General features: G+C 68.9%; 28 protein-coding genes and 1 tRNA gene. 23 read left to right on the forward strand and 6 right to left on the reverse strand.

Going from position 1 to position 25,611, the window contains the following annotated elements:
• The first annotated feature begins 2 nt into the window (after nt 1-2).
• From AC3IPP_RS14755 to AC3IPP_RS14775, 5 genes are all read left to right on the forward strand, one after another.
• Nucleotides 3-743, forward strand: coding sequence for an NYN domain-containing protein (locus tag AC3IPP_RS14755; RefSeq protein WP_087140436.1), 741 nt, complete (start codon nt 3-5; stop codon nt 741-743).
• A gap of 92 nt (nt 744-835) precedes the next feature.
• Nucleotides 836-1,168, forward strand: a complete 333-nt coding sequence (locus AC3IPP_RS14760; RefSeq protein WP_489149518.1) for a hypothetical protein — start codon at nt 836-838, stop codon at nt 1,166-1,168.
• Between the two features lie 30 nt (nt 1,169-1,198).
• Complete coding sequence (locus AC3IPP_RS14765) at nt 1,199-1,438, forward strand: hypothetical protein (RefSeq protein ID WP_087140438.1); 240 nt, start codon at nt 1,199-1,201, stop codon at nt 1,436-1,438.
• A 157-nt stretch (nt 1,439-1,595) separates the two neighbouring features.
• Nucleotides 1,596-3,479 carry a cobaltochelatase subunit CobT gene (gene cobT / locus AC3IPP_RS14770; protein WP_489149519.1) on the forward strand — a complete coding sequence of 628 codons (1,884 nt, stop codon included), beginning with the start codon at nt 1,596-1,598 and terminating at the stop codon, nt 3,477-3,479.
• Entirely contained in the window at nt 3,476-4,444 is a 969-nt protein-coding gene (locus AC3IPP_RS14775) for an esterase-like activity of phytase family protein (protein ID WP_489149520.1), read from the forward strand. The genes cobT and AC3IPP_RS14775 overlap by 4 nt, the downstream gene beginning before the upstream one ends.
• 173 nt (nt 4,445-4,617) lie before the next feature.
• Here the strand turns inward: AC3IPP_RS14775 and AC3IPP_RS14780 are convergent, their stop codons facing one another.
• Genes AC3IPP_RS14780 through AC3IPP_RS14790 form a run of 3 tightly spaced genes read right to left on the reverse strand, consistent with a single transcriptional unit; the run spans nt 4,618 to nt 6,397 of the window.
• A complete protein-coding gene (locus AC3IPP_RS14780; protein ID WP_087139292.1) occupies nt 4,618-5,208 on the reverse strand; it encodes a demethoxyubiquinone hydroxylase family protein in 591 nt (196 codons plus the stop codon).
• Nucleotides 5,209-5,220: 12 nt separating this feature from the next.
• Nucleotides 5,221-5,760, reverse strand: coding sequence for a disulfide bond formation protein B (locus AC3IPP_RS14785; RefSeq protein ID WP_313576985.1), 540 nt, complete (start codon nt 5,758-5,760; stop codon nt 5,221-5,223).
• 55 nt (nt 5,761-5,815) lie between these two features.
• A complete protein-coding gene (locus AC3IPP_RS14790; RefSeq protein WP_489149521.1) occupies nt 5,816-6,397 on the reverse strand; it encodes a YqaA family protein in 582 nt (193 codons plus the stop codon).
• Nucleotides 6,398-6,621: 224 nt separating this feature from the next.
• Here AC3IPP_RS14790 and hppD point away from each other — a divergent pair, with 224 nt between their 5' ends.
• From hppD to AC3IPP_RS14835, 9 genes are all read left to right on the forward strand, one after another.
• Nucleotides 6,622-7,707, forward strand: a complete 1,086-nt coding sequence (hppD, locus tag AC3IPP_RS14795) for a 4-hydroxyphenylpyruvate dioxygenase (RefSeq protein WP_489149522.1) — start codon at nt 6,622-6,624, stop codon at nt 7,705-7,707.
• The gene (locus AC3IPP_RS14800) at nt 7,708-7,893 is read left to right on the forward strand and encodes a hypothetical protein (RefSeq protein ID WP_003164030.1); all 186 of its coding nucleotides are present in this window, start codon (nt 7,708-7,710) and stop codon (nt 7,891-7,893) included.
• A 155-nt stretch (nt 7,894-8,048) separates the two neighbouring features.
• Nucleotides 8,049-9,131, forward strand: a complete 1,083-nt coding sequence (locus AC3IPP_RS14805) for an isoaspartyl peptidase/L-asparaginase family protein (protein WP_489149523.1) — start codon at nt 8,049-8,051, stop codon at nt 9,129-9,131.
• The gene (locus AC3IPP_RS14810; RefSeq protein ID WP_087139297.1) at nt 9,128-9,496 is read left to right on the forward strand and encodes a cupin domain-containing protein; all 369 of its coding nucleotides are present in this window, start codon (nt 9,128-9,130) and stop codon (nt 9,494-9,496) included. Before AC3IPP_RS14805 ends, AC3IPP_RS14810 begins: the two co-directional genes overlap by 4 nt.
• Nucleotides 9,497-9,506: 10 nt before the next feature.
• Complete coding sequence (locus AC3IPP_RS14815; protein WP_489149524.1) at nt 9,507-9,977, forward strand: methyltransferase family protein; 471 nt, start codon at nt 9,507-9,509, stop codon at nt 9,975-9,977.
• Nucleotides 9,968-10,258: a hypothetical protein gene (locus AC3IPP_RS14820; protein WP_087139299.1), complete on the forward strand. Its 291-nt coding sequence runs from the start codon at nt 9,968-9,970 to the stop codon at nt 10,256-10,258. The genes AC3IPP_RS14815 and AC3IPP_RS14820 overlap by 10 nt, the downstream gene beginning before the upstream one ends.
• A gap of 67 nt (nt 10,259-10,325) precedes the next feature.
• Nucleotides 10,326-11,333, forward strand: coding sequence for a fumarylacetoacetate hydrolase family protein (locus AC3IPP_RS14825; protein ID WP_489149525.1), 1,008 nt, complete (start codon nt 10,326-10,328; stop codon nt 11,331-11,333).
• 22 nt (nt 11,334-11,355) lie between these two features.
• Complete coding sequence (locus tag AC3IPP_RS14830; protein WP_489149526.1) at nt 11,356-12,264, forward strand: hypothetical protein; 909 nt, start codon at nt 11,356-11,358, stop codon at nt 12,262-12,264.
• A 72-nt stretch (nt 12,265-12,336) separates the two neighbouring features.
• A tRNA-Leu gene (locus AC3IPP_RS14835) sits at nt 12,337-12,421 on the forward strand.
• A gap of 7 nt (nt 12,422-12,428) precedes the next feature.
• Here AC3IPP_RS14835 and AC3IPP_RS14840 read toward each other — a convergent pair.
• Complete coding sequence (locus AC3IPP_RS14840; protein WP_489149527.1) at nt 12,429-12,647, reverse strand: hypothetical protein; 219 nt, start codon at nt 12,645-12,647, stop codon at nt 12,429-12,431.
• Nucleotides 12,648-12,800: 153 nt separating this feature from the next.
• Here AC3IPP_RS14840 and AC3IPP_RS14845 point away from each other — a divergent pair, with 153 nt between their 5' ends.
• From AC3IPP_RS14845 to AC3IPP_RS14865, 5 genes are all read left to right on the forward strand, one after another.
• Complete coding sequence (locus AC3IPP_RS14845) at nt 12,801-13,355, forward strand: TetR/AcrR family transcriptional regulator (RefSeq protein WP_489149528.1); 555 nt, start codon at nt 12,801-12,803, stop codon at nt 13,353-13,355.
• The gene (locus AC3IPP_RS14850) at nt 13,352-15,049 is read left to right on the forward strand and encodes an efflux MFS transporter permease (RefSeq protein WP_087139304.1); all 1,698 of its coding nucleotides are present in this window, start codon (nt 13,352-13,354) and stop codon (nt 15,047-15,049) included. Before AC3IPP_RS14845 ends, AC3IPP_RS14850 begins: the two co-directional genes overlap by 4 nt.
• Nucleotides 15,050-15,062: 13 nt before the next feature.
• Complete coding sequence (locus tag AC3IPP_RS14855) at nt 15,063-16,175, forward strand: HlyD family secretion protein (protein WP_489149529.1); 1,113 nt, start codon at nt 15,063-15,065, stop codon at nt 16,173-16,175.
• A gap of 100 nt (nt 16,176-16,275) precedes the next feature.
• The gene (locus AC3IPP_RS14860) at nt 16,276-17,553 is read left to right on the forward strand and encodes a multidrug effflux MFS transporter (RefSeq protein WP_087138797.1); all 1,278 of its coding nucleotides are present in this window, start codon (nt 16,276-16,278) and stop codon (nt 17,551-17,553) included.
• 52 nt (nt 17,554-17,605) lie between these two features.
• On the forward strand, nt 17,606-19,576 hold the full coding sequence (locus AC3IPP_RS14865) for a M1 family metallopeptidase (RefSeq protein WP_489149530.1): 1,971 nt from the start codon (nt 17,606-17,608) through the stop codon (nt 19,574-19,576).
• Between the two features lie 6 nt (nt 19,577-19,582).
• Here AC3IPP_RS14865 and AC3IPP_RS14870 read toward each other — a convergent pair whose 3' ends face one another.
• A complete protein-coding gene (locus tag AC3IPP_RS14870) occupies nt 19,583-20,014 on the reverse strand; it encodes a DUF488 domain-containing protein (protein ID WP_087138799.1) in 432 nt (143 codons plus the stop codon).
• 75 nt (nt 20,015-20,089) lie between these two features.
• Between AC3IPP_RS14870 and AC3IPP_RS14875 the strand changes: the two genes are divergently transcribed.
• Nucleotides 20,090-21,754, forward strand: a complete 1,665-nt coding sequence (locus tag AC3IPP_RS14875; protein ID WP_489149531.1) for an amidohydrolase — start codon at nt 20,090-20,092, stop codon at nt 21,752-21,754.
• 142 nt (nt 21,755-21,896) lie between these two features.
• Nucleotides 21,897-22,868 (forward strand): complex I NDUFA9 subunit family protein, encoded by a 972-nt coding sequence (locus tag AC3IPP_RS14880; protein WP_489149532.1) that lies wholly within the window; start codon nt 21,897-21,899, stop codon nt 22,866-22,868.
• A gap of 75 nt (nt 22,869-22,943) precedes the next feature.
• Here the strand turns inward: AC3IPP_RS14880 and AC3IPP_RS14885 are convergent, their stop codons facing one another.
• On the reverse strand, nt 22,944-23,750 hold the full coding sequence (locus AC3IPP_RS14885; RefSeq protein WP_489149533.1) for an undecaprenyl-diphosphate phosphatase: 807 nt from the start codon (nt 23,748-23,750) through the stop codon (nt 22,944-22,946).
• 127 nt (nt 23,751-23,877) lie between these two features.
• Here AC3IPP_RS14885 and AC3IPP_RS14890 point away from each other — a divergent pair, with 127 nt between their 5' ends.
• Nucleotides 23,878-24,858 carry a cation diffusion facilitator family transporter gene (locus AC3IPP_RS14890; protein ID WP_489149534.1) on the forward strand — a complete coding sequence of 327 codons (981 nt, stop codon included), beginning with the start codon at nt 23,878-23,880 and terminating at the stop codon, nt 24,856-24,858.
• Nucleotides 24,859-24,923: 65 nt separating this feature from the next.
• Nucleotides 24,924-25,610 (forward strand): FtsZ-binding protein FzlA, encoded by a 687-nt coding sequence (fzlA, locus tag AC3IPP_RS14895; protein WP_489149535.1) that lies wholly within the window; start codon nt 24,924-24,926, stop codon nt 25,608-25,610.
• Nucleotide 25,611: the final 1 nt, after the last annotated feature.

Here is a 25,611-nt window from a genome sequence, read left to right on the forward strand (position 1 = left end):
TCATGCCGACCGACGCCCTGAACGCCACCGCCCGCGCCCCGCGCCTGGCCGTTCTGATCGACGGCGAAAACGCCTCGGCCCGGATCGCGGAGGCGCTGTTCACCGAGATCGCCGCGCTGGGCGAGGCCTCGGCGCGGCGTATCTATGGCGATGCGGCCAGTCCAGCGCTGCGGGGATGGATCGACGTCCTGCCGCGCTGGGCGATTCAGTGGCAGCAGAACTTCCAGAACACCAAGGGCAAGAATTCGGGCGACATCGCCCTGGTCATCGACGCGATGGACCTGCTGCATTCGGGCCGGTTCGACGGCTTCTGCCTGGTGTCGTCGGACAGCGACTTCACACGGCTGGCGGCGCGCATTCGTGAACAGGGCGTGCCCGTCTACGGCTTTGGCGAGCGCAAGACTCCCGAGAGCTTCCGCCAGGCCTGCACCCGTTTCATCTACACAGAGAACCTGACCGGACGGGCCGCCGCCGAGGCGGGCGCGGGCGCGGCGCCCCCGGCCGAGCGCAAGCCTGCCGAAGCCGTTCCCCTGATCGCCACCGCCATCACCGACATGGACGAGGACGGCGACGGCTGGGTCAACATCGGCGGCGTCGCCAACCGCCTACGCAACACCTACTCCGACTTCGACCAGCGCACCTATGGCCACGCCAAACTGTCCGAACTGGTCCGCGCCACCGGCCGGTTCGACGTCGAGGTCGGCCCCGGCGGCGTCATGCGCGTGCGGCTCAAATCCCGCTAGGCTCAAGCGGAGCCGTTGAGAGAACGGTGTTGTAACGTCATTCGATTGTCTGCATGGTGGTGATCTGACATTCCCCAAAGGGAGTTCTCGCCATGCTGATCCCCGTCCTTGCTCTGCTCATGCTGAACGGCGTCGCGATGCAGGATGACAACGCCGCTGTCGAGCCGCGCGCGCCCAGCCCCTCCAGTTCGCCTTCGCGCACCATCTCGGCGCGACCGCCTACGGTGACGAGCGGCCCGACACGGACAGTCTGCGACTGGGAGCGCGCCATGGGCAGCACCATTCAGCAGCGCGTCTGCCGCAAGGTGCCGCTGAACAGCAGCCAACGCGAACGCATGTCGACCGATATGATGCGGGACATGCAGGGTTCACGCTGGGGCGAACGGCCCGCGCCCCGCTCCCCCGGCGGACGTGCGGTGTTCTGACACAAAGCCTTCGTCAAAAAGGAGACGCCGATGTTGACGACCCTTCTGTTCAGCCTGCTCCTGTCGAGCTCGTCCACCACCCCCGTGCACGCCCAGTCGGCGGCGGCCATGCCGGTGGGCGGCGTGGTGCGCGATCGATCGGCGCCGCGCCCTGGGGAAGAGGTGCGCGAGGAATGCTATCGCGGTCAACCGACCGGCTCCAACGTCCGGCAGGACATCTGCCGACAAGCGGCGGTGAAGCGTCCGGTCGAGCGCGCCGCGCGCCGCTAGAGCGAAATCGGTTTCGTTAGACGCATGTCCAACGAGACTCAGACATTCGCTCCAGATGAATCTGGACCATTTGGGTCCAGGGGCCGCCGCGACGGAATCCCCGACCTAGGACGCCTCGTCCCCTTTCCCCCGCCGCAGTATGGTCTATGTGTGGCGCATGGCCGCCGCAGAGACCCCCGTCGAGACCTTCAAGCGCGCATTGGCGCACGCCGCTCGAGCCCTGGCCGAACAGGCCGAGCTGGAGGTGCATTTCGGCGGCGACGGCCCCAAGCTGTCCAAGGGCGTGCTGACCCTGCCCCATCCGCCGCGCGATCCGGCCGCGCCCGAAAGCGCGACCCTGCGCGGTCAGGCGGACCGAATGGCCCTGCGGCTGGCCAACCATGATCCGGCGCTGGACGCGCGGTTGCGCCCCGTCGACATGAACGCGGCCGAGGTGTTCGACGCCGTCGAGCAGGCCCGCGTCGAGGCGGTCGGCGCGCGCGAGCTGAAGGGCGTGCGGCGCAACCTCGATTCCGCCCTGGTCACCCGGCTGGAGAAGTCGGGCGCCCTGCGCGCCGAAGCGGCCCAGGTGCCGGTGGCCGAGGCGGCCGCCCTGTTGCTGCGTGAACGGATGACCGGCGAGCCGTCGCCCGACGGCGCCAAGACCATGCTGGACCGCGTCCGCGCCGAACTGGAGGCCAAGGCGGGCGCCGAACTGGACGCCCTGGCGGCCCTGGGCGACGATCAGGCGGCCTTCGGCGCGCGGATGAAGGATCTGCTGCGCGCGCTGGACCTGGACCCCGGCGACGCCGACGGCGGCGACTCGCCCGAGGAGGACGGCGAGGACGACGCGGACAAGCCCGACCAGGACCAGGCGGATCAGGACGAGCAGGAAGAACAGGACGGCGGCGAGGGCGGCGACTCCCTGGACGGCACGGCCGACGACCAGTCCGCCGAGGACGAGCGCCAGGCCCGCCCCGACGGCACGCCGGGCGAGCCCGACGGCGAGGGCCAGGAAGACGCCCCCGAGCTCAGCGAAGGCGACCGCCCCAACCACCAGCAGACCCAGGACGACGGCCGCGCAGTCGAGGTCTATCGCGCCTTCACCACCGCCTATGACGAGATCATCGACGCCGCCGAACTGTGCGACCCGATGGAGCTGGATCGGCTGCGCGCCCTGCTGGACGCCCAGTTGTCGACGCTGGGCAGCGTGGTGTCGCGCCTGGCCAACAAGCTGCAGCGGCGGCTGCTGGCCCAGCAGAACCGCTCGTGGATGTTCGACCTCGAGGAAGGGATGCTGGACACGGCGCGCCTGACCCGCGTCATCACCGACCCGACCAGCCCCCTGTCGTTCAAGATGGAGAGCGAAAGCCCGTTCCGCGATACGGTCGTGACCCTGCTGATCGACAACTCCGGCTCGATGCGCGGGCGGCCGATCATGGTGGCGGCGGTCTGCGCCGACATTCTGGCGCGGACGCTGGAGCGGTGCGGCGTCAAGGTTGAGATCCTGGGCTTCACCACCCGCGCCTGGAAGGGCGGACAGAGCCGCGAGGCCTGGATCAGCGCCGGCAAGCCCGCCAATCCGGGCCGCCTGAACGACCTGCGCCACATCATCTACAAGGGCGCCGACGCGCCGTGGCGCCGGGCCAAGAAGAACCTGGGCCTGATGATGCGCGAGGGCCTGCTGAAGGAGAATATCGACGGCGAGGCGCTGGAATGGGCGCACGACCGCCTGCTGGCCCGGCCCGAGGCGCGGCAGATCATGATGGTCATCTCGGACGGCTCGCCGGTCGACGATTCCACCCAGTCGGCCAATGCGGCCCTCTATCTGGACAAGCACCTGCGCCAAGTGATCGAGAAGATCGAGACGCGCAGCCCGGTCGAGCTGCTGGCCATCGGCATCGGCCACGACGTGACCCGCTGGTATCGCCGCGCCCTGACCATCGTCGATGTCGAGCAGTTGGCGGGCGCGATGACCGAAAAGCTGGCCGAACTGTTCGAGGCCGAGCCGAAGACCGTCAGCAGCAAGGGCGGGCGCGTCCCGCACAAGCGCGCGGCGTGAATCGCCGCCTCTACGTCGCCGCCCTGATCTCCCTCGCCCTGGCCGCCTGCGCCGGGGCGGCGGTCACCTCCCATCCCTGGACGCCAGAGGCGACGGCCGACGGCTGGGCGCCTGCGGGCGGCTCGACCCGGCAGGTCGGACTGGGCTGGCCGGGCGGCGCCAAGCTGGCCAAGGGCGTGCGCTATGCGGGCGGAGTGCAGTTGATCGCCGCCCCGGTCTCCAGCCTGCACGGCCTGTCGGACCTGAAGTTGACGGGCGGCGGCGGCTTCATCGCCGTATCGGACTCAGGCGACCTGGTGCGCGGGCGGCTGGAGCTGGATGCGGACGGAAAGCTGGCGGGGCTGCACGATCTGCGGGTGCGGCGACTGACCACGGCCCAAGGCGAACCGATCGCCGACAAGGTCGCGGGCGACGCCGAAGGGCTGGCCCTGACCGAGGACGGCGAAGTGCTGGTCAGCTTCGAGCGCGAGCATCGCATCTGGAGCTACGGCCCGCTGGATGCGCTCAGCGCCCGGCCCGAGGCGCGGCCGCATCCGGCGGTCGACTTCCCGCTGAATGAAGGCATGGAGGCGCTGGCGGCCGCGCCCGGCGGCTGGCGCGTCGGCGGCGAAGGCGGGGGGATCTGGGACTGTTCGCCGGCCGGTTGCCGCACCGTGGTCGAGCCGACGACGCCTTCCGACAGCTGGCGGCTGACCGGGCTGGAGCGCGATCCCGGCGGCGACGGCTGGTTCGCGGTGCAACGGTCGTGGCGCCCGCCGTTTGACGTGCGCGCCCGCGTGCGCCGCATGGACGCCGAGGGCGCATTGGGGCCGGTTCTGGTCGAGCTGAAACTGCCCGGTCTGACCGATAATTTCGAGGGGATCGCCGCCGAGCGCCGCGCGGAAGGGACGCGCCTCTACATCCTGTCCGACGACAACGCCAACCCGGCGCAGAAGACCCTGATGCTGGCGTTCGACGTCCGCTGACCCTTCTCCCCTTGAGGGAGAAGGTGGGCGCCGGAGGCGCTCGGATGAGGGGTGTCGGCGCGACGTTCAAAGTTTGAGAGCGCACGGTTGAGTTCAAACGACAGGACGACGGCGTAACCACCCCTCATCCGTCAGGCTTCGCCTGCCACCTTCTCCCTCAAGGGGAGAAGGACTTAGATCCGCTCGCTGATCTTGATGGCGGCCTTGCAGCCGACCTTGATGACGCTGGAGAGCAGGCGGTAGGCGGGCGCCTCGCGGCTGCCGTGCTCGATGGCGTGGTCGTGGTGCGCCAGTTCCTCTTCGCGGAACTGGGTCAGTTCGGCGGCCAGTTCGGGATCGCGGTCGCGGATCTCCTCGATCTGGTCGGCATAGTGTTTCTCGATGACGCTCTCGACCGCCTCGGTGCAGGCGTGGGCCGCCTTTTCCGAGATCAGGGCCGTGCCGGCGCCGAGCGCCGTCGCCGCCAGCTTCCACAGCGGGATCATGGCCGTGGGGCGCACCCGGTTCTCGTTCAGCAGGGCCTCGAAGCGGGCCAGGTGGACGGCCTCGTGTCCCTCCATCTCGGTCAGGTCGGCGGCGATGGCGTCCTTGCCCTTGCGGCCTTCCAGCACGGCGCGCTGGGCGCGATAGATGTGGACGGCGGCGAACTCGCCCGCGTGGTCGACACGCAGCATCTCGGCCAGGCGGGCCTTGTCCTGACCCACGCCGGGGCGGGCCAGAGGAATGCGGCGGGCGGCGGAGACAGCTTCGGCTGATTGGGTCATGACGCCTCTATCCTAGCTTCTGGGCGCGCGGGCGTCCTTGGGACGTTTCGCCGCCAGCAAGCTGAAGATAGCCAGCGCCAGGGAGATCACAAAGTTCCAGCCCGCCATCGACAGCCCCGCGAAGCTCCACGGAATATCGCCGCAGGAGACGAAGCCCGAGCTTCCGCCCGTGCCGTCGACCAGGGCCGTCAGCGCCGACAGGTCGATGGTGGTGCTCGGCGCGGCCATGCAGGTGGCCGGCAGGGCCCACCAGCGCAGCTCGCCCCCGGCGTGATAGCCCGCCGTGATCGCCCCGGTCAGGAAGATCGCCGCCAGCAGGAAGGAGGCGATGCGCGGCGTGCCCCGGCTGGCCCGGCTGAACAGGGCCCAGAAGGTAGCGGCCCCGGCGATGGCGACGGCGGCCCAATAGACCTCGCGCTGCTTCAGGCACAGGTTGCAGGGCGCCAGACCGCCGAACCGCTCGAACGCATGGGCCGCGCCCAGCATGGCCAGGGCGGCGGTCAGGGCGAAGGCCGTCCACCAGCGGGTCAGCGTTTTATAGATCGCGCTCATCTGCGCCTCACAGGAACCAGGCGCCTCTCATAAACTGAGCGGGGACCGGCGTCGATCAGTGACCGATCAGCTTGACCATAAAGAAGGCGCCGACCAGCAGCGCCAGGAACAGCACGGTGAACAGGGCCAGCCGCTTTTCGACGATCGCCAGCATGGGCGGCCCCCAACGCTTGAGCACGAAGGCCACCAGGAAGAAGCGGGCGCCGCGCGTCAGCACGCACAGGGCGATGAACAGCGCCAGATTGAACTGGAAGATGCCCGAGGCGATGGTGATCAGCTTGAAGGGGATGGGCGTCAGCCCCTTGATCAGGATGACCCAGGCGCCGTGCTGCTGGAACAGGGCCTTGGACGCCTCGAAGGTGTCCGCCTTGCCCAGCAGAGCCAGCATCCACATGCCGACCGGCTCCAGGAAGTAGCCGATGGCGTACCCCAGGATCCCGCCCAGCACTGAGGCGATGGTGCAGACCGCAGCGTAGAAATAGGCCCGTTCCGGCTTGGCCAGCACCATGGGCGCCAGCATGACGTCCGGCGGAATTGGGAAGAAGGAGCTTTCGGCGAAGGAGACCACGGCCAGCGAGCGGGTCGCGTGACGATGGCGGGCCAGGGAGAAGACCCAGTCGTAGAGCTTGCGAAGCATTCAGGCGTCCCGATCGAGGCCCCCGCCTCTCGTCCCCCGCCCGATAGCAGGCCAGGCGGAACGGCGCGAGAGGCGAACGATCGCCTGCGACACCTGAACGTGTGCCGTTTCAATCCACAGCCGCCTTGCGCCCGATACCGCCCCGCCAGTAGGTTCCGCCCCAATCAGCGGCCGCGCCATGCAGGCCTGAGCCGCGTCAAACCATAAGTAAGAGGAGACGCGCCATGCAGGACGCCGCCAAACTCGACCAGGAAAACCCCCTCGGCGTCGACGGCTTCGAGTTCGTCGAATTCACCGGCCCCGAGCCCGAAGCGATGATTTCGCGTCTGGAGCTGATGGGCTTCACCCCGACCCATGTGAACCCGGCCAACGGCGTGGTGCGCCTGAAGCAGGGCGACATCACCATGCTGGTCCACCGCACGCCCGCCGGGCAGGCGGCGGACTTCGCCAAGGACCACGGCCCCTCGGCCAACGGCATGGCCTTCCGCGTCGCCGACGCCAAGGCCGCCTATGAAGGCGCGCTGGCGCGCGGCGCCCGCAAGGCCGAAGGCACGGGCGGCGGCGCCCTGGCCGGCGACTACCCCTATGTGCTGCAGGGCATCGGCGGCTCGCTGCTGTACGTCATCGACCAGTATGGTGAAAACGGCTCGCTGTATGACGCCTGGGACGAGATCGAGGGCTGGGAAGAGGCCGAGCGCAAGAACTCCATGGGTCTGGAGATCCTGGACCACCTGACCCACAACGTCCGTCGCGGCGAGATGCGCACCTGGTCCGGCTTCTACAGCTCGGTGTTCAACTTCGAAGAGCAGAAGTATTTCGACATCAAGGGCAAGGCGACGGGCCTGTTCTCCCAGGCCATGATCGCGCCCGACCGCGCCATCCGCATCCCGCTGAACGAGAGCCAGGACGAGAATTCCCAGATCGAGGAATTCATCCGCCGCTACAACGGCGAAGGCATCCAGCACATCGCCCTGACCACCGAGAACATCTTCGAGACGGTCGAGGCCATGCGCGAACGCGGCGTCGACTTCCAGGACACCATCGAGACCTATTTCGAGCTGATCGACAAACGCCTGCCGCATCACGGCGAGGACGTGGAGCGGATGCGCAAGAACCGCATCCTGATCGACGGTTCGGACGAGGAAGGCCTGCTGCTGCAGATCTTCACCCAGGACACCTTCGGCCCGATCTTCTTCGAGATCATCCAGCGCAAGGGCAATGAAGGCTTCGGCAACGGCAACTTCCAGGCCCTGTTCGACTCGATTGAGCTGGACCAGATCCGTCGCGGCGTCATCAAGGTCGACGCCTGAATGCGGTTTCGGCCTCCGCACTGGCTGCCCTGGCTCGGCCCGCTTCTGGCGGCCGGGGCCGGGGCGCTGGCGGGCGAATACTGGCTGGGGGGCGGGTTCTGGATGGTTCTGGCCGCCGCCCTGGTCTGCGGCTTCGCCCCCATCCTGGCCCATCGCCTGTGGCGGCGCCTGCACCACAAACGCTAGACTGAGTTTTCCTCCCCATGATCATGGGGAGGGGGACCGCGAAGCGGTGGAGGGGCCTCTTCAGCGGAACCAAGCGGCCCCTCCGTCTCGGCGGCGCAGCCGCCGATCCACCTCCCCACGCAGTGGGGAGGAAAAAGAACAAAGGGGAGCTTGAAATGAAATCGATCGCCTTGGCCGCTGCTGCAGCCGCCGCCCTGCTGGCCTGCCCGGCCGTCGCTCAGGACGCGCCGCAATGGTCGCTCGCCATTCACGGCGGCGCGGGCGTGATCGAACGCGCCCAACTGAGCCCCGAGCGCGACGCCGCCTATCGTGCAGGCCTGCAGGCGGCGCTGGACGCCGGGTCGGCTGTGCTGGCGCGCGGCGGCTCGTCGCTGGACGCCGTTCAGGCCGCCATCGAGGTGATGGAGGAGAACCCCCTGTTCAACGCCGGGCGCGGCGCCGTCTTCACCTCGGCCGGGAAGAACGAACTGGACGCCGCCGTCATGGACGGCGTGGACCTGAACGCGGGCGCCGTGGCGGGCCTGACCCGCACCCGCCGCCCCATCGCCGCCGCACGCGCCGTGATGGAGAAGTCGCCCCACGTCATGCTGATCGGCGAAGGCGCCGAAACCTTCGCCCGCTCGGTCGGGCTGGAGGAGGTCGGCCCCGGCTTCTTCTTTACCGAAAGCCGCTGGCAGGCCCTGCTGAAGGCGCTGCGAGACCGGGGCGAGCCCCTGCCGCCGCGCCCGGAAGGCGCGCCCGCCGAACCGGCCCGCCTGGGCCCGGCCGCGCCGCTGGCCTTCAACCTGCATGAAGCCCCGCTGGACGAACGCAAATTCGGCACCGTCGGCGCCGTGGCCGTCGACAGCCAGGGCCGCCTGGCCGCCGGCACCTCGACCGGCGGCACCACAGCCAAGCGCTGGGGCCGGGTCGGCGACGTGCCGATCATCGGGGCCGGGACCTACGCCTCCAACGCCGACGGCTGCGCCGTCTCGGCGACCGGCACGGGCGAGTATTTCATCCGCGCCACGGTCGCGCGCGACATCTGCCGGCGCACGGCCGAGGGCGCTAGCGTTCAGGCCGCCGCCGACGCCGAGATCGCCGAGGTCGGAACCATCGGCGGCGACGGCGGCGTCATCGTCATGGGCAAGGACGGCGTCCACGCCTTTTCGATGAACACCTCGGGCATGTATCGCGGGGCGGTGTCCTCGACCTCGCCCGCCCGCGTGGCCATCTACGGCGACGAAGCCGGGCGATGAGCGGCGAGGTCGTCGATCTCGAACAGAAGTTCGCGGCCTTCTCCGATCACTGGCGGCCGCGCATCGCCGCTCAATTGAACGGTCAGGACGTGCGGCTGGTCAAAGTCCAGGGGACCTTCCCCTGGCATCGCCACCCCGAGGCTGACGAGATGTTCCTGGTTTGGAAGGGCAGGTTTCGGGTTGAATTCCGCGACCGGATCGAGACGCTGGAGCCCGGCCAGTTCATCGTCGTGCCCCGCGGCGTCGAGCATCGCACCGCCGCCGACGAGGAAGCCGAAGTGCTCATCTTCGAGCCGTCTGAAGTGATCAACACCGGCGATGCTCCGTCCTCAGACTTCACTGCGCCGTCCGGCCAAGCGATATGATCCAATTCCGATGACGACACGAGACAACCCCGGCGTGCTCGCGCCCCCTCCGCTGATCTACCTGGCCTTCCTGCTGGTCGGGTTCGGGATCGGCCGCCTGATCGACGAGCCGTCGCTGGGGCTGGCCACGGACTGGCGACGCGGCCTGGCCTTCGTGCTGGTGATCGGCGGCCTGGCTCTGGACGGGATCGCCGCCGGGACCTTCCGTCGCCTGGGCACCCCGCCCGAGCCGTGGAAGCCGACCACGGCGTTGGCGACCGGCGGACTGTACCGCTTCAGCCGCAATCCGATCTATCTGGGCTTCGGTCTGACTTACATCGGCTTCGCCGTCGCCATGGACAGCCCGGTCGCGCTGGGGCTGATCCTGCCCTGCCTGATCGTCATCGACCGCTTCGTCATCGCCCGTGAAGAGCGTTATCTGACCGCGCGCTTCGGTGCCGACTACGAGGCCTATCAAAGAAAGGTCCGCCGATGGCTGTAAGCCCCGAATCGCCCGCGCCCCACGCCGATGAACTGTCTGAAATGGCCATCGAAGAACTGGACGCCGCCTGCGGCCTGCGCTGGGTCGAACTGAAGGCCATCACGCCCTGGGGCGATACCTATGAAGGCATGGCGCCGTCCGGCCGCACGGTCGAGATCGAGCGCCGCTACCTGTGGGCGCACGAGCCCGCGGGCGCCGTCATCGTCGAGGTCGAGGTCCGCGACCCCGCCCAGCGCACCGGCGCGGAGGCCCGCGCCGTCATCTCGCCCCCGAACAGTTGATCGAACGGCGTCAGCCCCGCTCATCTCCCCGCTTCCCAATCGTCTCAGCCAAGACTAGCTTCACCCCATGAAACTCGCCTCGCTCAAGCACGGCCGTGACGGCCGCCTCGTCGTCGTCTCCAACGACCTGAACTGGTTCACGGACGCCTTTCTGATCGCCCCGACGCTACAGGCGGCGCTGGACGACTGGCAGCGGTGCGAGCCGCTGCTGCGCGCCCTGGCCGAAAGCCTCGAGCACGAAGGCGTGCCGCGCGGCCGCTTCCACGAGCGCGACGCCGCCGCTCCCCTGCCCCGCGCCTATCAGTGGGCGGACGGCTCGGCCTATGTGAACCACGTCGAACTGGTGCGCCGTGCGCGCGGCGCCGAAATGCCGCAGAGCTTCTGGACCGACCCGCTGATGTATCAGGGCGGCTCCGACGGCTTCCTGTCGCCGCGCGACGCCATCCCACTGAAGGACGAGGCCTGGGGCTGCGACCTGGAGGCCGAGATCGTGGTCGTGACCGGCGACGTGCCCCTAGGCGCCAGCCGCGAAGAGGCCCTGGCGGCGATCCGCCTAGTCGGACTGGTCAACGACGTCAGCTTGCGCAACCTGATCCCGGCCGAACTGTCCAAGGGCTTCGGCTTCGTTCAATCCAAGCCGGCCAGCGCCCTGTCGCCGGTCTTCGTCACGCCGGACGCCCTGGGCGATCGCTGGCAGGACGGCAAGCTGTCCGGCGCGCTGCTGGTTCAGGTCAACGGCCAGGACTTCGGCAAGGCCGACGCGGGCGTCGACATGACCTTCGACTTCGGCACGCTGATCGCCCACCTGGCCAAGACCCGCGCCCTGGGCGCCGGGACCGTCATCGGCTCAGGCACCGTGTCGAACAAGGACGCCGACGGCGGCCCCGGCAAGCCGGTGTCCGAAGGCGGTCTGGGCTACAGCTGCATCGCCGAGATCCGCACGGTCGAGACCATCCAGACCGGCGCGGCCAAGACCCCCTTCCTCAAGCACGGCGACACCGTCCGCATCGAAATGCTGGACGACAAGCACCACACCCTGTTCGGCGCCATCGAACAGACGGTGGCGGCGGCCTGAGCGAACGCCGGTCCGTTTTAGCTTGCAGCAGGGTACGGACCGGCTACCTTCTTCGGCCATCGGGCGGAGAAGGTTGATGAGGAACGGGATTTTTCAGGGCCTGACGGCTGCCGTCTTGAGTTTGACGGCGGCTGCGGCAGCGGCGGCCCAGGACTCTGAAGACTGGGATCTGCTGGTTCAGCCTGAAAACGAGCTGACCGTGGCCTACACCCAATTCGACAATGGCCTTCTGCTGGCCGCTCGATGCCAGCGGGGGGTCTATCAGGTCATGATCGGCGGCCTGCCGGCGGCGCCGGAGAGCAAGGACTTCCACAAATCCAACCGGATTCTCGTCATCGGCATCGGTGATGAGGAGGAAGCGGAGCAACGTTTCCTGCTGGGCGACAATCCCAGCGTCGCCTTTTCGGAACTGCCGGCGCCCCTGGCGCGCCAGATGCGAGAGGGCGGAACGATGACGATTGTGGCGCCCGGAGGCGGCGAAGGCGGTCGCAATCTGCGCTATTTGGTAGAACTGCCTGCGTCCAACGCCGCAATAGATCAGTCTCTGACGGCTTGCGACCGACCGCTTGTCGATCCACGCGACCGGCAACTGGATGAACTGAAGGACGACGGTCTCCCGGTCAACCTGGCCTGGAAGCGGATGCCCCAGCCCGAATATCCCCAAGGTCGCACCTATACAGCGGGATTTGCTGTCATCACCTGCGTCAGTCAGGCCGACGGCCGGGTTGATGATTGCGTGGTCGAGACGGAATTCCCGGTCGGCGGGGGCTTCGGCGCGGCCGCCATGCAGGGGACGCGCAAGGGGCGACTGGAAAACCGCGGGGGCGGCGACGGGCCCATTCCGGCCCGGCTGATCGTCTATCGCGTCAACTACGCCATGTCCGAACCTGAGCTGTCGACGGGCAGCCGCCTCCGTCGCGGCGACGAATGATGCGACACGGTGCGATCTTCGATTGACGGAGGCTTCGCCGCCGCTAGATTGCGCCGCCTTGAGCCTAGCCGTGCCGGTGTGGTGAAATTGGTAGACGCGCCGGACTCAAAATCCGGTTCCGCAAGGAGTGTCGGTTCGAGTCCGACCACCGGCACCACGGCCTGCTAGGGGATCGGAGCGCGGCTCTCCCCGAACCTGATCCCTTCCGCCGCCGTATCCTGTGGACGCGCCGCGACGATTGATCCGCCGACCAGGGCGCTGCTCTCGGCGCAGAACGGGTTCATCTGCCGCTCCCAGCCGCCGTTGAGCGAGCAGGAATAGCAGCCTGACAGCGTCACGCTGACGCCGATAACCGCCAGAACCTTCCAGATACGACTTGGCATCCTCGTCCTCCATCCCTTCGGCCCGTGTAGCACGACGGCCTCGCACGCGCCGCCCGTCGCCGCGCAGCTTGCGCGCGTCTTGTGCATTCAGGAAACGAATGCCCCTTGAACAACCGGACACAAGTGTCCACTTAGCGCTTCATGACCCGCCCCTTGCGACAAGACGCCGCGGAACGACGCGAAAGACTGCTGAAGGCGGCCGAGGACGCCTTTGCGCGCGACGGGCTGGACGTCCCCCTGCACCTGATCGCCGAAAAGGCCGGGGTGGGGCGGGCGACGCTGTATCGAAACTTCGCCGATCGGTCGGAGCTGGTGCTGGCGATCTTCGTCGAGCAGATCGAGGGTTTGGGCCGCCGCACGCGCGCGCGGCTGGACGATCCGGACGCCTTCCTGTGGTTTCTGGAGCAGTTGGTCGCTCTGATGATGACCAGCGCCGGCCTGTCCGCGCTCATCCGCGACCTGAAGGTCGAGGCCATGGAGCCGGTGCGCCGGGGCGTGCGCGAGGCCGGGGCCGAGGCCCTGGCCGCATCCCAGGCGGCGGGACGGGTGCGGCCTGACCTGACGGTCGAGGACATTCGCGTCCTGGCCCTGATGCTGGGCGCGCCGTCGCGGGCGGTCCTCTCGCCCGAGGACAGCATCGCACTCAGCCGCCGCTCGCTGGAGCTGGCGCTCGACATGGTGCGCGCCCAGGGCGGAGCGCGCGCATGAGCCGCCGTCACTGGGATCTGCCGTGGGAGGAGTTCTTCGCCACGCTGAAGCCGCACGAGCGGCCGGTCATGCCCGGTTCGCCGTCGACGCCCGACCATACGATGCCCTGGCGCCTGGCCTATGGGCTGGTGGGCGCCCTGGTGACCATGACCGGCAGCCTGGGCAATGCGGCTGTGACGGCCAACCAGCCGCAGTTGGCGGGATCGCTGGGCGTGACCCTGGCCGAGGCGGCCTGGCTGCCGGTCATCTTCGTCATGACCAACGCCAGCATGAACCTGCTGCTGGTCAAATTCCGCATCCAATACGGCCTGCGGCTGTTCGCCGAAATCGTCCTGATCGTCTTCCTGGCCGCCGCCCTGGCCCACCTGTTCCTGCAGGACTTCGTCTCGACCCTGGTGGTGCGGGCCGTCGCCGGGGTCGCGGCGGCGGGCATGACGACGCTGGGCATCCTCTACATCATTCAGGCCTTTCCGGCGCAGCACCGGCTGAAGGGCATCATCCTGGGCGTCGGCCTGTCCAGCCTGGCCATCCCGGCGGCCCGGCTGGGCGTCACCTCCCTGCTGGACCGCGACCTGTGGCGGGCCTTCTACATGTTCGAGGTCGGCCTGGTGCTGGTGGCCCTGGCCGCCGTCTTCGCCCTGAAGATGCCGCCCGCTCAGCGCATCAAGAGCTTCGAGCCGCAGGACTTCATCACCTTCGCCCTGTTCGCGCCAGGCATGGCGCTGCTCAGCGCCGTGCTGGGGCTGGGGCGCATCGTCTGGTGGCTGGAGGCGCCGTGGGTCGGCTGGGCCCTGGCCGGCGCCGTCCTGCTGCTGTCGGCCGCCGCCATCCATGAGTACAACCGCGCCAACCCCCTGATCGACCTGCGCTGGCTGGCCGGACGCGACATCGTGCGGCTGATGCTGGCCATTCTGCTGGTGCGGATCGTGCTGTCCGAACAGACGACCGGCGCGGTCGGTTTCCTGCAACAGATGGGACTGGGCAACGACCAGATGCACGACCTGTTCTGGGTCATGCTGGCGGCCACGGCGACGGGATCACTGGTCAGCGCCTTCACCCTGAACCCGGCCAAGCTGTGGAAGCCGATCTCCATCGCGCTGGGCCTCATCGCCCTGGGCGCCTATCTGGACAGCCATGCGACGGTGATGACGCGGACGTCCGAGCTGTATCTCAGCCAGGCCCTGCTGGCCTTCGCGGCCGCCTTCTTCATCGGGCCGACGATGATCATCGGCTTCGGCAAGGTGCTGCAGGGCGGCGGAAAAAGCTTCATCAGCTTCATCATCTTCTTCTCCCTGTGTCAGAACGTCGGCAGCCTGATGGGCTCGGCCCTGATCGGCACCGTCCAGACCCTGCGCGAGAAGTTCCACTCCAGCCAGTTGGCCGAGAGCATCAATCTGGGCGACCCGGAGACGATGCAGCGTCTGCAACAACTGGGCGGCGCCTACGCCCACGTCATCGACGATCCGGCGTTGCGTCAGGGCGCGGCCCTGCGCCTGCTGCACCAACAGGTCAGCCAGCAGGCCCAGGTGCTGGCCTACAACGACGTCTTCCTGATGATTTCTGTCGTCGCCGCCGTCGGCGCCGTCTGGGTCGCCGTCAACCATTACCGCCCCCGCATCGAAGCGCTGTGCCTGCGCCGCCGCGACGCCGCCGCGTCGCGCCAGACGACCACGCCTGCGCCCTCCGCCGAGTGAACCGGACCCGATCATGACCGACGCCGCCCCCTCCGCCCCGCCGCCGCCTCCCGCCCAAGCTCCGACGCCTGCCGCGCCCCCGCCCCTGGTCTCCAGAACGCGGCGGATGATGTGGGGCGTGGTCCTGGGCCTGATCGCCCTGATCGGGGCGGGGCTGATCCTTCACGCCTGGGGACTGCCGCCGTTTTCGGGCGGACCGCAGACGACCGAGAACGCCTATGTGCGCGGCCAGGTGACGATCATCAGCCCCCAGGTCAGCGGCTATGTCACCTCGGTCGAGGTGCAGGACTTCCAGACGGTGAAGCAGGGTCAGTTGCTGGCGACCATCGACGACCGGATTTATCGTCAGCGGCTGGAGCAGGCTCAGGCGGCCCTGTACTCGGCCGAAGCGGCCCTGGCCAATTCGGCCCAGAGCCAGGCCTCGGCGCGCGGGTCGGTGGCCCAGACGCGCGCCGCCATCGCCGCCGCACAGTCGGCCGTGACCAAGGCTCGCGCCGATGCGACCCGCGTGCGCACACTGTTCGAGGGCGGCTGGGTCGCTCAGGCTCAGGTCGACGTCGCCCAGAACGCCCTGCGCGCCGCCGAGGCCCAGTTGGCGGAAGCCCGCGCCGCCGAGGGCGTGGCCCAGACCGGCGTGACCTCGGCCGTGGTCAGCCGCGGCTCGCTGGAAGCCGCCGTCGAGAACGCCCACGCCCAGGTGCGCCTGGCCCAGATCGACCTGGACAACACCCGCATCGAGGCTCCGCGCGACGGCCGCCTGGGCGAGATCTCCATGCGCCAGGGCCAGCAGGTCGCCGTCGGCACGCAGATGGCGGCCCTGGTCCCCGACGTGGTCTGGGTCACGGCCAACATGAAGGAGACGCAGATGCGCGACGTCCGCGTCGGCCAGCCGGTCGAGATCACCGTCGACGCCCTGGGCGGACGCCCCCTGACCGGCAAGGTCGAGCGCATCTCGCCCGCGACCGGTTCCGAGTTCAGCGTCATCCGCCCCGACAACGCCACCGGCAACTTCACCAAGGTGGCCCAACGCATCCCCGTCCGCATCGCCGTCGATCCGGGCCAGGAAGGCGTCGAGCGCCTGTCGCCCGGCATGTCGGTGACGGCGCGGATCAAGGTGAAGAGCTGATCTATCCGGTTCACCCGGCCGGGGTGACTTCTTGTTGCAGCGCGGAAAACTTCACCTTTGCAGGGTTGCGTCAGCCTGACGCAGGCCGCATCTGGAGCCGATGAACAGCGCCCCGACACCGTCCGCCGCGATCGAGGCCAAACCGCCGCTTCCCGCCAAGGGACCGGGTTTCGCCGAATTCGTCTGCCTGATCGCCGTGATGATGGCGCTGAACGCCCTGGCGATCGACGCCATGCTGCCGGCCCTGCCCCACATCGGCGAAGACCTGGGCGTGACCAATGAGAACAGCCGTCAGTGGATCATCACCGCCTATCTGCTGGGTTTCGGCGGAGCGCAACTGTTCTACGGCCCGCTGTCGGACCGTTACGGTCGTCGCCCCGTGCTGTTCGCGGGCATCGGAATCTATGTGGCCTTCAGCGTGCTGGCCGCCTTCGCTCACAGCTTCGACATGCTGATCCTGTCGCGCATCGGCATGGGCGTGGGCGCAGCAGCGACGCGGGTGCTGGCCGTGTCCATCGTGCGCGACCGCTATGTCGGGCGGACCATGGCGCGAGTCATGTCGCTGAGCTTCCTGGTCTTTCTGGGCGTGCCGATCATCGCCCCTGCCGTGGGGCAGATGATCATGCTGGTCGCGCCCTGGCCGTGGATCTTCGGCGTCTTCGCCCTGTCGGGCGGGGCCTTCCTGATCTGGGCGGGTCTGCGCCTGCCTGAGACCCTGCACGCCGAAGATCGCATGCCGATCAACATCAGCCGTATCGCCGGCGCCTTCCGCTTCGCCCTGACCCACCGTCAGGGCATGGGCTATACCCTGGCCATGACCGTCATCAGCGGAGCGCTGTTCGGCTTCATCAACTCCTCGCAGCAGATCTTCTTCGATGTGTTCAAGGCGCCGGGCCTGTTCCCCGTCGTCTTCGCCCTGGTGGCGGCGGGCATCGCCGTGGCCTCGATCCTGAATGCGCGTCTGGTCGAGACGCTGGGGTCGCGCCTGATCGCGCACACGGCCTTGATCGGCTTCATCGGTTTCAGCGCCCTGCACGCGCTGATCGCCTGGCTGGGCCACGACAGCCTGTGGATGTTCGCCGCGCTGCAAGCCTGCAAGATGTTCTGCTTCGGCTTCATCGCCGGCAATTTCGGCTCCATGGCCATGGAGCCGATGGGCCATATCGCGGGCACGGCCTCCTCGGCTCAGGGCTTCATCTCCTCGATCGGCGGCGCCCTGCTGGGCTTCGCCATCGGCCAACAATTCGACGGCTCGACCGTGCCGATGACCGTGGGCTTCGTCCTGCTGGGCGTCGCGGCGCTGCTGCTGGTGCTGGCGGCCGAGAAGGGGCGGCTGTTCAAGGCCCACCACCTGCCGCCGCCTGCAGCAAAGGCTTGATCTTTCTGGCGCGAGGGAGCCTTTTCGGGCGCATCTGAATACGGAGCGTTCGATGACCCTGAAGCTGGTCGGGCGGGTTTCCGCCCTTGCCCTCGCCGCCGCCCTCGCCACGTCCCTGGGCGCCTGCGCCACGACCGGAGAGATCACCCCCATGACTCCTCTGGTTCCCGCCGCGCCGACGCCGGCCCCCGCGACCGACTACGTCAACGACGCCCACTCCTACGCCCGCCCGGCCGAGGCGCGGGTCACGCACGTCGATCTGGACCTGGCCGCCGACTTCGCCGCCAAGACGTTGGCGGGCAAGGCCACGCTGGACGTGACCGGCCGTCCCGGCGCGACCGAGGTGGTGCTGGACGCCAAGATGCTGGACATCAAGGGCGTGACCGACGCCCAGGGCCGCGCCTTGCAATGGAGCCTGGGCGCGTCTGATCCGATCAAGGGCCAGCCCCTGACCGTGCGCATCCCGGCTTTCCAGGGCGGCGAGACGCAGAAGATCGTCATCGACTATTCCACCCGCCCCGACGCCTCGGCCCTGCAGTGGCTCAGCCCGCAGCAGACGGCGGGCGGCCAGAAGCCCTATCTGTTCAGCCAGGGCCAGGCGATCCTGACCCGCACCTGGATTCCGACTCAGGACAGCCCCGGCATCCGCCAGTCCTACAGCGCCCGCATCACCGCCCCGGCCGATCTGACCGTGGTCATGTCGGCCGAGCAACTGACGCCGAAGGGCGAAGCGGCCGACGCCGGGACCAAGACCTGGCGCTTCAAGCTGGACAACCCGATCCCGCCCTATCTGATCGCCATCGGCGTCGGCGACCTGGCCTTCGCCCCGTTCGACGAGCGCACCGGCGTCTGGGCCGAGCCGAGCCAACTTCAGGCCTCGGCGCATGAACTTCAGCCGACCGCCGAGATGGTGGACGCGGCCGAGGCCCTGTACGGCCCCTACCGCTGGGGCCGCTACGACCTGCTGGTCCTGCCGCCCAGCTTCCCCTTCGGCGGCATGGAGAACCCCATGCTGACCTTCGCCACCCCGACCATCATCGCCGGGGACCGCTCGCTGGTTTCGCTGGTGGCGCACGAACTGGCGCACTCCTGGTCAGGCAACCTCGTGACCAACGCCACATGGGACGACTTCTGGCTGAATGAAGGTTTCACCTCCTATTTCGAGAACCGGATCATGGAGGCCGTCTACGGACGCGACGCCGCCGTGCAGGAACAGGTTCTGGCCTGGGGCGGGCTGCAGGACGAGCTGAAGGAGCTGGCTCCCGCCGACACCCGCCTGCACCTGGAGCTGACCGGACGCGATCCCGACGACGGCATGAACACCATCGCCTATGACAAGGGCGCCGCCTTCCTGCGGACGATCGAACAGATCGCCGGGCGCGAGGCGTTCGACGCCTGGCTGCGCGGCTATTTCGAGCGCAACGCCTGGCGGCCCATGACGTCGGAACGCTTCCTTGAGGACATCCGCACGCACCTGATCAAGGGCGACGCGGGTCTGGAGCAGAAGCTGCAACTGAACGCCTGGGTCTATGAGCCGGGCCTGCCGTCCAACGTCCAGGCGCCGGTGTCGCACGCCTTCGAGCCGGTCGATGCGGCCGCCCGCGCCTTCTACGTCGCCAAGGGCCCGGCCTCGGCCGTGCCGTGGAAGGACTGGAACACCCAGCAGCGCCTGCGCTTCCTGTCGTGGCGGCCCGAGGGGCTGGCGGCGGGCGGCGACTGGCTGAGCCCAGCCCAGCTGGCCGATCTGGAAAGCACGCTGAAGCTGGACCGCGAAGGCAACGCCGAACTGGTCTTCGCCTGGCTGCAGGCCGCCCTGGCCAACCGCTATGAGCCCGCCGTCGCCACGGCCGACCGCTTCCTGACCAGCCAGGGACGGCGCAAATTCGTCCTGCCGCTGTTCCAGACCCTGTGGGCCGAAGGCGACTGGGGCCGTCCCATCGCCACGCGCATCTACGCCAAGGCCCGCCCGCTGTATCACCCGGTCACCAGCAACTCGGTCGATCAGGTGGTGGGGCGTCCGTAAGATCGCCTAGAGGTTCACCACCTCAGCTCCATCCTCGCGCGCCAGCCGGCCCGCGAGGATGGAGCGATGGCAGCCGCAGGCGTCGGCTTCGAAGCACAACAGGGCGACGCGCCGCTCGCCCGCCACATGGCGCAACTGCTGGAAGGCGGCCTCGGCGTCCGGCTCATGCATGTGGGCGGAGAAGACGGCGTGCATGGTTGCGACATCGCCCTTGCGCGCTGCGTCGCGCCCCGCCTTGGGCGTGCCCAGGGCGCGCAGCTGCAGATAGTCGAGCCCTTCCGCCTTCAGGCTTTCGCCCAAGATCGTCTTGGAAAAGCCGGCGATGCGGGACGAGGCCACCGCCCGCACGTCGGCGACCAGCTCCACGCCCGCCGTCTTCAGCCGGTCGATGACCTGGGCTTGCGTCGCCCCTTCATAGCCGATGGTGAACAGCTTCATGCGGCGATGATGCGCGCAGGATCGCTTGACGCCAAGCTCGGCTGAGGCTCCCCTGCGCCGCGACTGGAGGCGCTGATGATCCGAACCCTGAAGACCCTGTCCCTGGCCGCCGCCCTGATGCTGGCGGCCGCGCCTGCGGCCTACGCCCAGAACCTGTTGATCCGGGGCGGGCCGATCCATACCGGCGACGAGACCCGGCCGACCGCCGAGGTGGTGGTCGTGCGCGACGGACGCATCGCCTATGTCGGGGCCGCGAACGGCGCGCCTTCGGCCGAGGGGCTGGAGGTGGTGGATCTGAAGGGGGCGGCGCTGTTCCCCGGCTTCACCGACGGCCACGCCCACCTGGACGGCATCGGCTGGCGCGAGACGACGCTGAACCTGGAAGGCTCCGCCTCGGTCGTCGAGGCCATGCAACGTCTGACCGCCTGGGCCGAGGCCCACCCCGAGGGCGTTATCGTCGGGCGCGGCTGGATCGAGACCCGCTGGCCCGAGAAACGCTTCCTGACCGCCGCCGATCTGGACGCCGCCGCGCCGGGCCGGATCGTGATGCTGACCCGCGCCGACGGCCATGCGGTGGCCGTCTCCAGCGCCGCGATGAAGGCGGCGGGCATCGACGCCTCGACGCCTTCACCCTCGGGCGGCGACATTCTGAAGGGGCCGGACGGCCAGCCGACGGGCCTGCTGGTCGACGCCTCGGGCGATCTGATCGCGGGCCTGGCGCCGCAGGCCGACGCGGCGGCCACGCGCGCAGCCTATCGCGCGGGCTTCGACGTTTACGCCCGCTACGGCTGGACCGGCATCCACTTCATGAGCGCGCCGTGGAAGGACGTGCCCCTGCTGGAGCAGATGGCGCGCGACGGCGAGGCCACGGCCCGCGTCTACAACAATATCGACATGGGCGACGCGCGCGCCCTGATGGCGGGCGGTCCGCGCGACGCGGGCGACGGCCTGGTCATCACGCGGGCGATCAAATTCTACGCCGACGGCGCCCTGGGCTCGCGCGGGGCCAAGCTGTTCGAGCCCTATTCGGATCGCCCGGACACCACCGGCCTGATGCGGACCTCGCGCGAGGAGGTCATGCCGCTTTATCAGGAGGCGTTGCGCGCCGGCATCCAGATCGCCACCCACGCCATCGGCGATCAGGGCAACCACGACGTCGCGGCCTGGTATGAAGAAGCCCTGCGCGCCGTGCCGAAGTCCGAGTGGAAGCTGGCCGATCCGCGCTGGCGCATCGAGCACGCCCAGATTATCCGGCCCGCCGACTATCACTACTTCGACGAGCTGCCGATCATCGCCTCGATGCAGCCCAGCCACGCCATCGGCGACCTGCATTTCGCCGCCGACCGTCTGGGCGACGCCCGTCTGGACGGGGCCTATGCCTGGCATACTCTGGTGGACCGCGGGGTGATCGTGGTCGGCGGCTCGGACGCGCCGGTCGAGCGCGGCGATCCCCTGATCGAGTTCTACGCCGCCGTGGCGCGGCGCGACCTGAACGGCTTCCAGGGGCCGGACTGGCGCCCGAACGAGGCCGTGGACCGGACGACGGCTCTGAAGATGTTCACCCTGTGGCCCGCCTACGCCAGCTTCCGCGAGGACGAACTGGGCACCATCGCCGTCGGCAAGCGCGGCGACTTCACCGCCTTCGACATCGACCTGATGACCGTCCCCGCCGCCGAGATTCCCAAGGGCCGGGCCGTGCTGACGGTCGTGGGCGGGCGCATCGTTCACCGGGCCGACTGAGGGGCTGCCCAAGAGGCGAATGGATCGGGCGGAATCCCGCCCCTTCTCGTTGCGGGGCGGGGCCGCTTCGGTTAAGCCCCGCCCATGAGATTTTCGCCTCCGGCTGCGTCTGCGGCCGGGGCTTGGCGTTGGAGCGTCTGAGATGGCTGATTTCGCCCCCGGTCTGGTCACCGTGTTCGGAGGCTCGGGCTTTATCGGAACCCAGGTGGTGCGCGCCCTGGCCCGTCGCGGCTGGCGCGTGCGCGTCGCCGCGCGCAACGCCAAGAGCGCGCCCGTGCTGCACATGGCCGGCGACGTCGGCCAGGTTCAGGTCGTGCGCTGCGACATCACCGACAAGGCCGCCGTGGCCGAGGCCGTGCGCGGCGCCGACGCCGTGATCAACCTGGTCGGCATCCTGTTCGAGACCGGCGGCCGCAAGTTCCAGACCCTGCACGTCGAGGGCGCGATCAATGTCGCCGAGGCGGCCAAGGCGGCGGGCGCCAAGCGCCTGACCCACATCTCGGCTCTGGGCGCCGACGCCGACGGCAAGGCCGACTACGCCCGCACCAAAGGCCAGGCCGAAGCCGCCGTGCGCGCCGCCTTCCCCGGCGCGGTGATCGTGCGTCCATCGATCGTCTTCGGCTCGGGCGACCACTTCCTGAACCGCTTCGCCGCCATGGCCAGCGGGTCGCCGGTCCTGCCGCTGATCGGCGGCGGCCAGACGAAGTTCCAGCCCGTCTATGTCGCCGACGCCGCCGAGGCCATCGCCCGCGCGACCGTCGCCCCCGAGGCCGAGGGCGAGACCTATGAACTGGGCGGCCCGTCGGTCTGGACCTTCGAGGACATCCTGAAGTTCATCCTGCGCGAGACCAACCGCCGCAACATCCTGCTGCCGCTGCCCTTCCCGGTGGCGCGCCTGATCGGCTCGCTGGCCCAGATCCCGGCCATGATCGGCCTGGCCCCGGCCCTGACCAAGGATCAGGTCGTGCTGCTGGAGAACGACAACGTCGTGGCGCCGGGGGCCAAGGGCCTGGCCGACCTGGGCGTCGAGCCTTCGGGCCTGGAGGCCATCGCGCCGAGCTATCTGTGGCGCTATCGCGACGGCGGCCAGTACGCCGAAAGCCCCGCCGCCTGATCTCAACGACGGCTCAAGAAAAACCCCTCGAGACCGGCGTCCCGAGGGGTTTTTGCTGCACGCTGCATGAGGGCGTCAGAGCGCGCCCGTCACGCCCAGGCCGATGATGCCGACCACGCCGACCACGATGCGCCACCAGGCGAAGGGGCCGAAGCCGCGCTTGGACACAAAGTCGAGCAGGAAGCGGACCACGGCCAGGGCCGAGATGAAGGCGGCGATGAAGCCGATGGCGATCAGGCCGAAGTCGCTGAAGTCCAGCACGTCGCGGTTCTTGAACAGATCATAGAAGACCGCCGCGCCCATGGTCGGCAGGGCCAGGAAGAAGCTGAACTCGGCGGCCGACCGCTTGTCCGTGCCCAGCAGCAGACCGCCCGCAATGGTGGCGCCCGAGCGTGACACGCCGGGGATCATGGCCAGGCACTGGAACAGGCCGATCAGGAAATAGACCCGGAACGGATAGCGATCAGCGTCCAGATAGGCGGGGATCTTGTTCATCCGGTCCAGCCACAGCAGCAACACACCGCCGACGATCAGGGCGACGCAGACCACCAGCGGCGTCTCGAACAACACCGTCTTGATGAAGCCGTAGGCGAAATAGCCGATCGCCGCCGCCGGCAGGAAGGCGACCAGCAGGCCGATCAGGAAGCGCCGCGCCTCGGGGTCGAAGGGCCAGCGCGTCGCCAGCGTCCACAGCCGCTTGAAATAGACGCTGATGATGGCCAGCAGGGCGCCCAGCTGGATGACGATCTCGAACGTCTTGCCGGTGCTTTCGAAGCCGAGGAAATGCCCCAGCAGCAGCAGGTGGCCGGTAGACGACACCGGAATGAACTCGGTCAATCCTTCGACCAGACCCAGAAGGATCGCCGCCAGCCAGTCCGCCATGAATGCTCCGTCTCGATCTTTACGTCGGGCGCGCTGCGCCCTGCGGCGTCCCGTCTCCTCTCCTTAGCGTCCCCGCCCCGCCGCCGCCATTGGCGCGGGCGTTGTTTTGGGCGACAAGGGCAGGGAAATGACCGCCTCTCCCCTCGACGCCGCCCATGAGACCACGCGCCGGATCACCACCTTGTCGGTGGCGACGGCGGTCCTGCTGATCGTCATGAAGGCCTTCGCCCTGGGGGCGTCCGGTTCGGTCTCCATCCTGGCCAGCCTGGCGGATTCGGCGCTGGACCTGGTGGCGTCGCTGGCGACCTTCTTCGCCGTGCGCTGGGCCGCCGCCCCGCCCGACGACGATCATCGCTATGGACACGGCAAGGCCGAGGGCCTGGCCTCCCTGGTGCAGGCGGGCATGGTGCTGGCGTCCGGCGTCTTCATCGGCTGGGAGGCGATCCAGCGCATCTTCGACCCGCGCCCCGTCACCTCGGGCGGCTGGGCCGTCGGCGTGGTCGTCCTGTCCATCGCCATCACGGCGGGCCTGGTGTGGATGCAGACTCAGGCGATGAAGAAGACCGGCTCCCTGGCCGTGGCGGGCGACCGCGCCCACTACGCCGCCGACCTGGCCGCCAATGTCGTGGTGCTGATCGGGGTGATCTCGGGCGCCTTCCTCCAGGCGCCGGGACTGGACGCGGCGGCGGGCCTGGTGGTCGCGGTCTGGCTGGCCTGGGGCGCGATCAATCTGCTGAAGGGGGCGGCCGGCCACCTGCTGGATCAGGCCGCCTCGGACGAGGACCGCGCCGCCATCGTCGCCGCCGTGACCGAGGACGCCCGCATCGCCAACGTCCACCAGCTTCGCACCCGCATGGCCGGTCAGGCCCTGATGGTGCAGATGCACGTCGATCTGGACCCCGACCTCAGCCTGAAGGCCGCCCATGACATCATTCTGGACGCCGAGAAACGGGTGCTGAAGGCCTTCCCCCACGCTGACATCCTGATCCACGCCGACCCGCGCGGGGCCGCCGAACCGCACGGCGGCGCCTTCGCCCCGGCCCGGCCGTCGACGCCGGAACCGACCGCGCCCGACGCGCCTGTCGCCCGCACCGGCCCTTGGTCCTGAACCCCTGCGACAATCGCGCGCGGTAAACGGAGCCTTAACGCGCGCGGGCGCATGAAGACCGGACGATGTCCACGCCCGCCGTCCTCTATCATTTCGCCTTTCATCCGGCTTCGCGCGCGGCGCGGCTGGCGCTGGGCGAAGCCAAGGTCGACTACAGCGAGGAGCCCGTCCGTCCGTGGGAGGACGACTGCCCCCTGTTCGAGCTGAACCCCTCGGGCATGCCCCCGGTGTTGAGGACGACCGAGAAGAACCGGCCCCTGACCCTGTGCGAACTGGAGGCGGTTCTGGGCTGGATCGAAGATCGCTCCAAAGGCGATCTGCTGCTGCCCGCCGATGCGGCCGAACGCGCCGAGGCGCGCCGCCTCGCGACCTGGTTCAGCCGCCGTTTCACCGACGAGGTGGACGCCGTCCTGCTGCATGAGCGGATGGAGAAGCCCCTGCTGCGTCTGGGGCCGCCCGACGCCCGCATGCTGCGCGAAGGCCGCGAATCCCTGAAGGGCCATTTGTCGGTGCTGGAGCCGCTGGCTTCGAGCCGCGAATGGCTGGCCGGACGCCGTCTCAGCCAGGCCGACCTGATCGCGGCGGGCCATCTGTCGGTGCTGGACTATTTCGGCGAGATCGCCTGGGCGTCCTGGCCGTCGCTGAAGCTGTGGTATTCCAAGCTGAAGTCGCGCCCCTGTTTCCGGCCGCTTCTGGGCGACCGCTTCCCCGGCGTGCATCCGGCCCCTTGGTACGCCGACCTCGACTTCTAAG

It is taken from the genome of Brevundimonas sp. KH_060 (assembly GCF_057838275.1).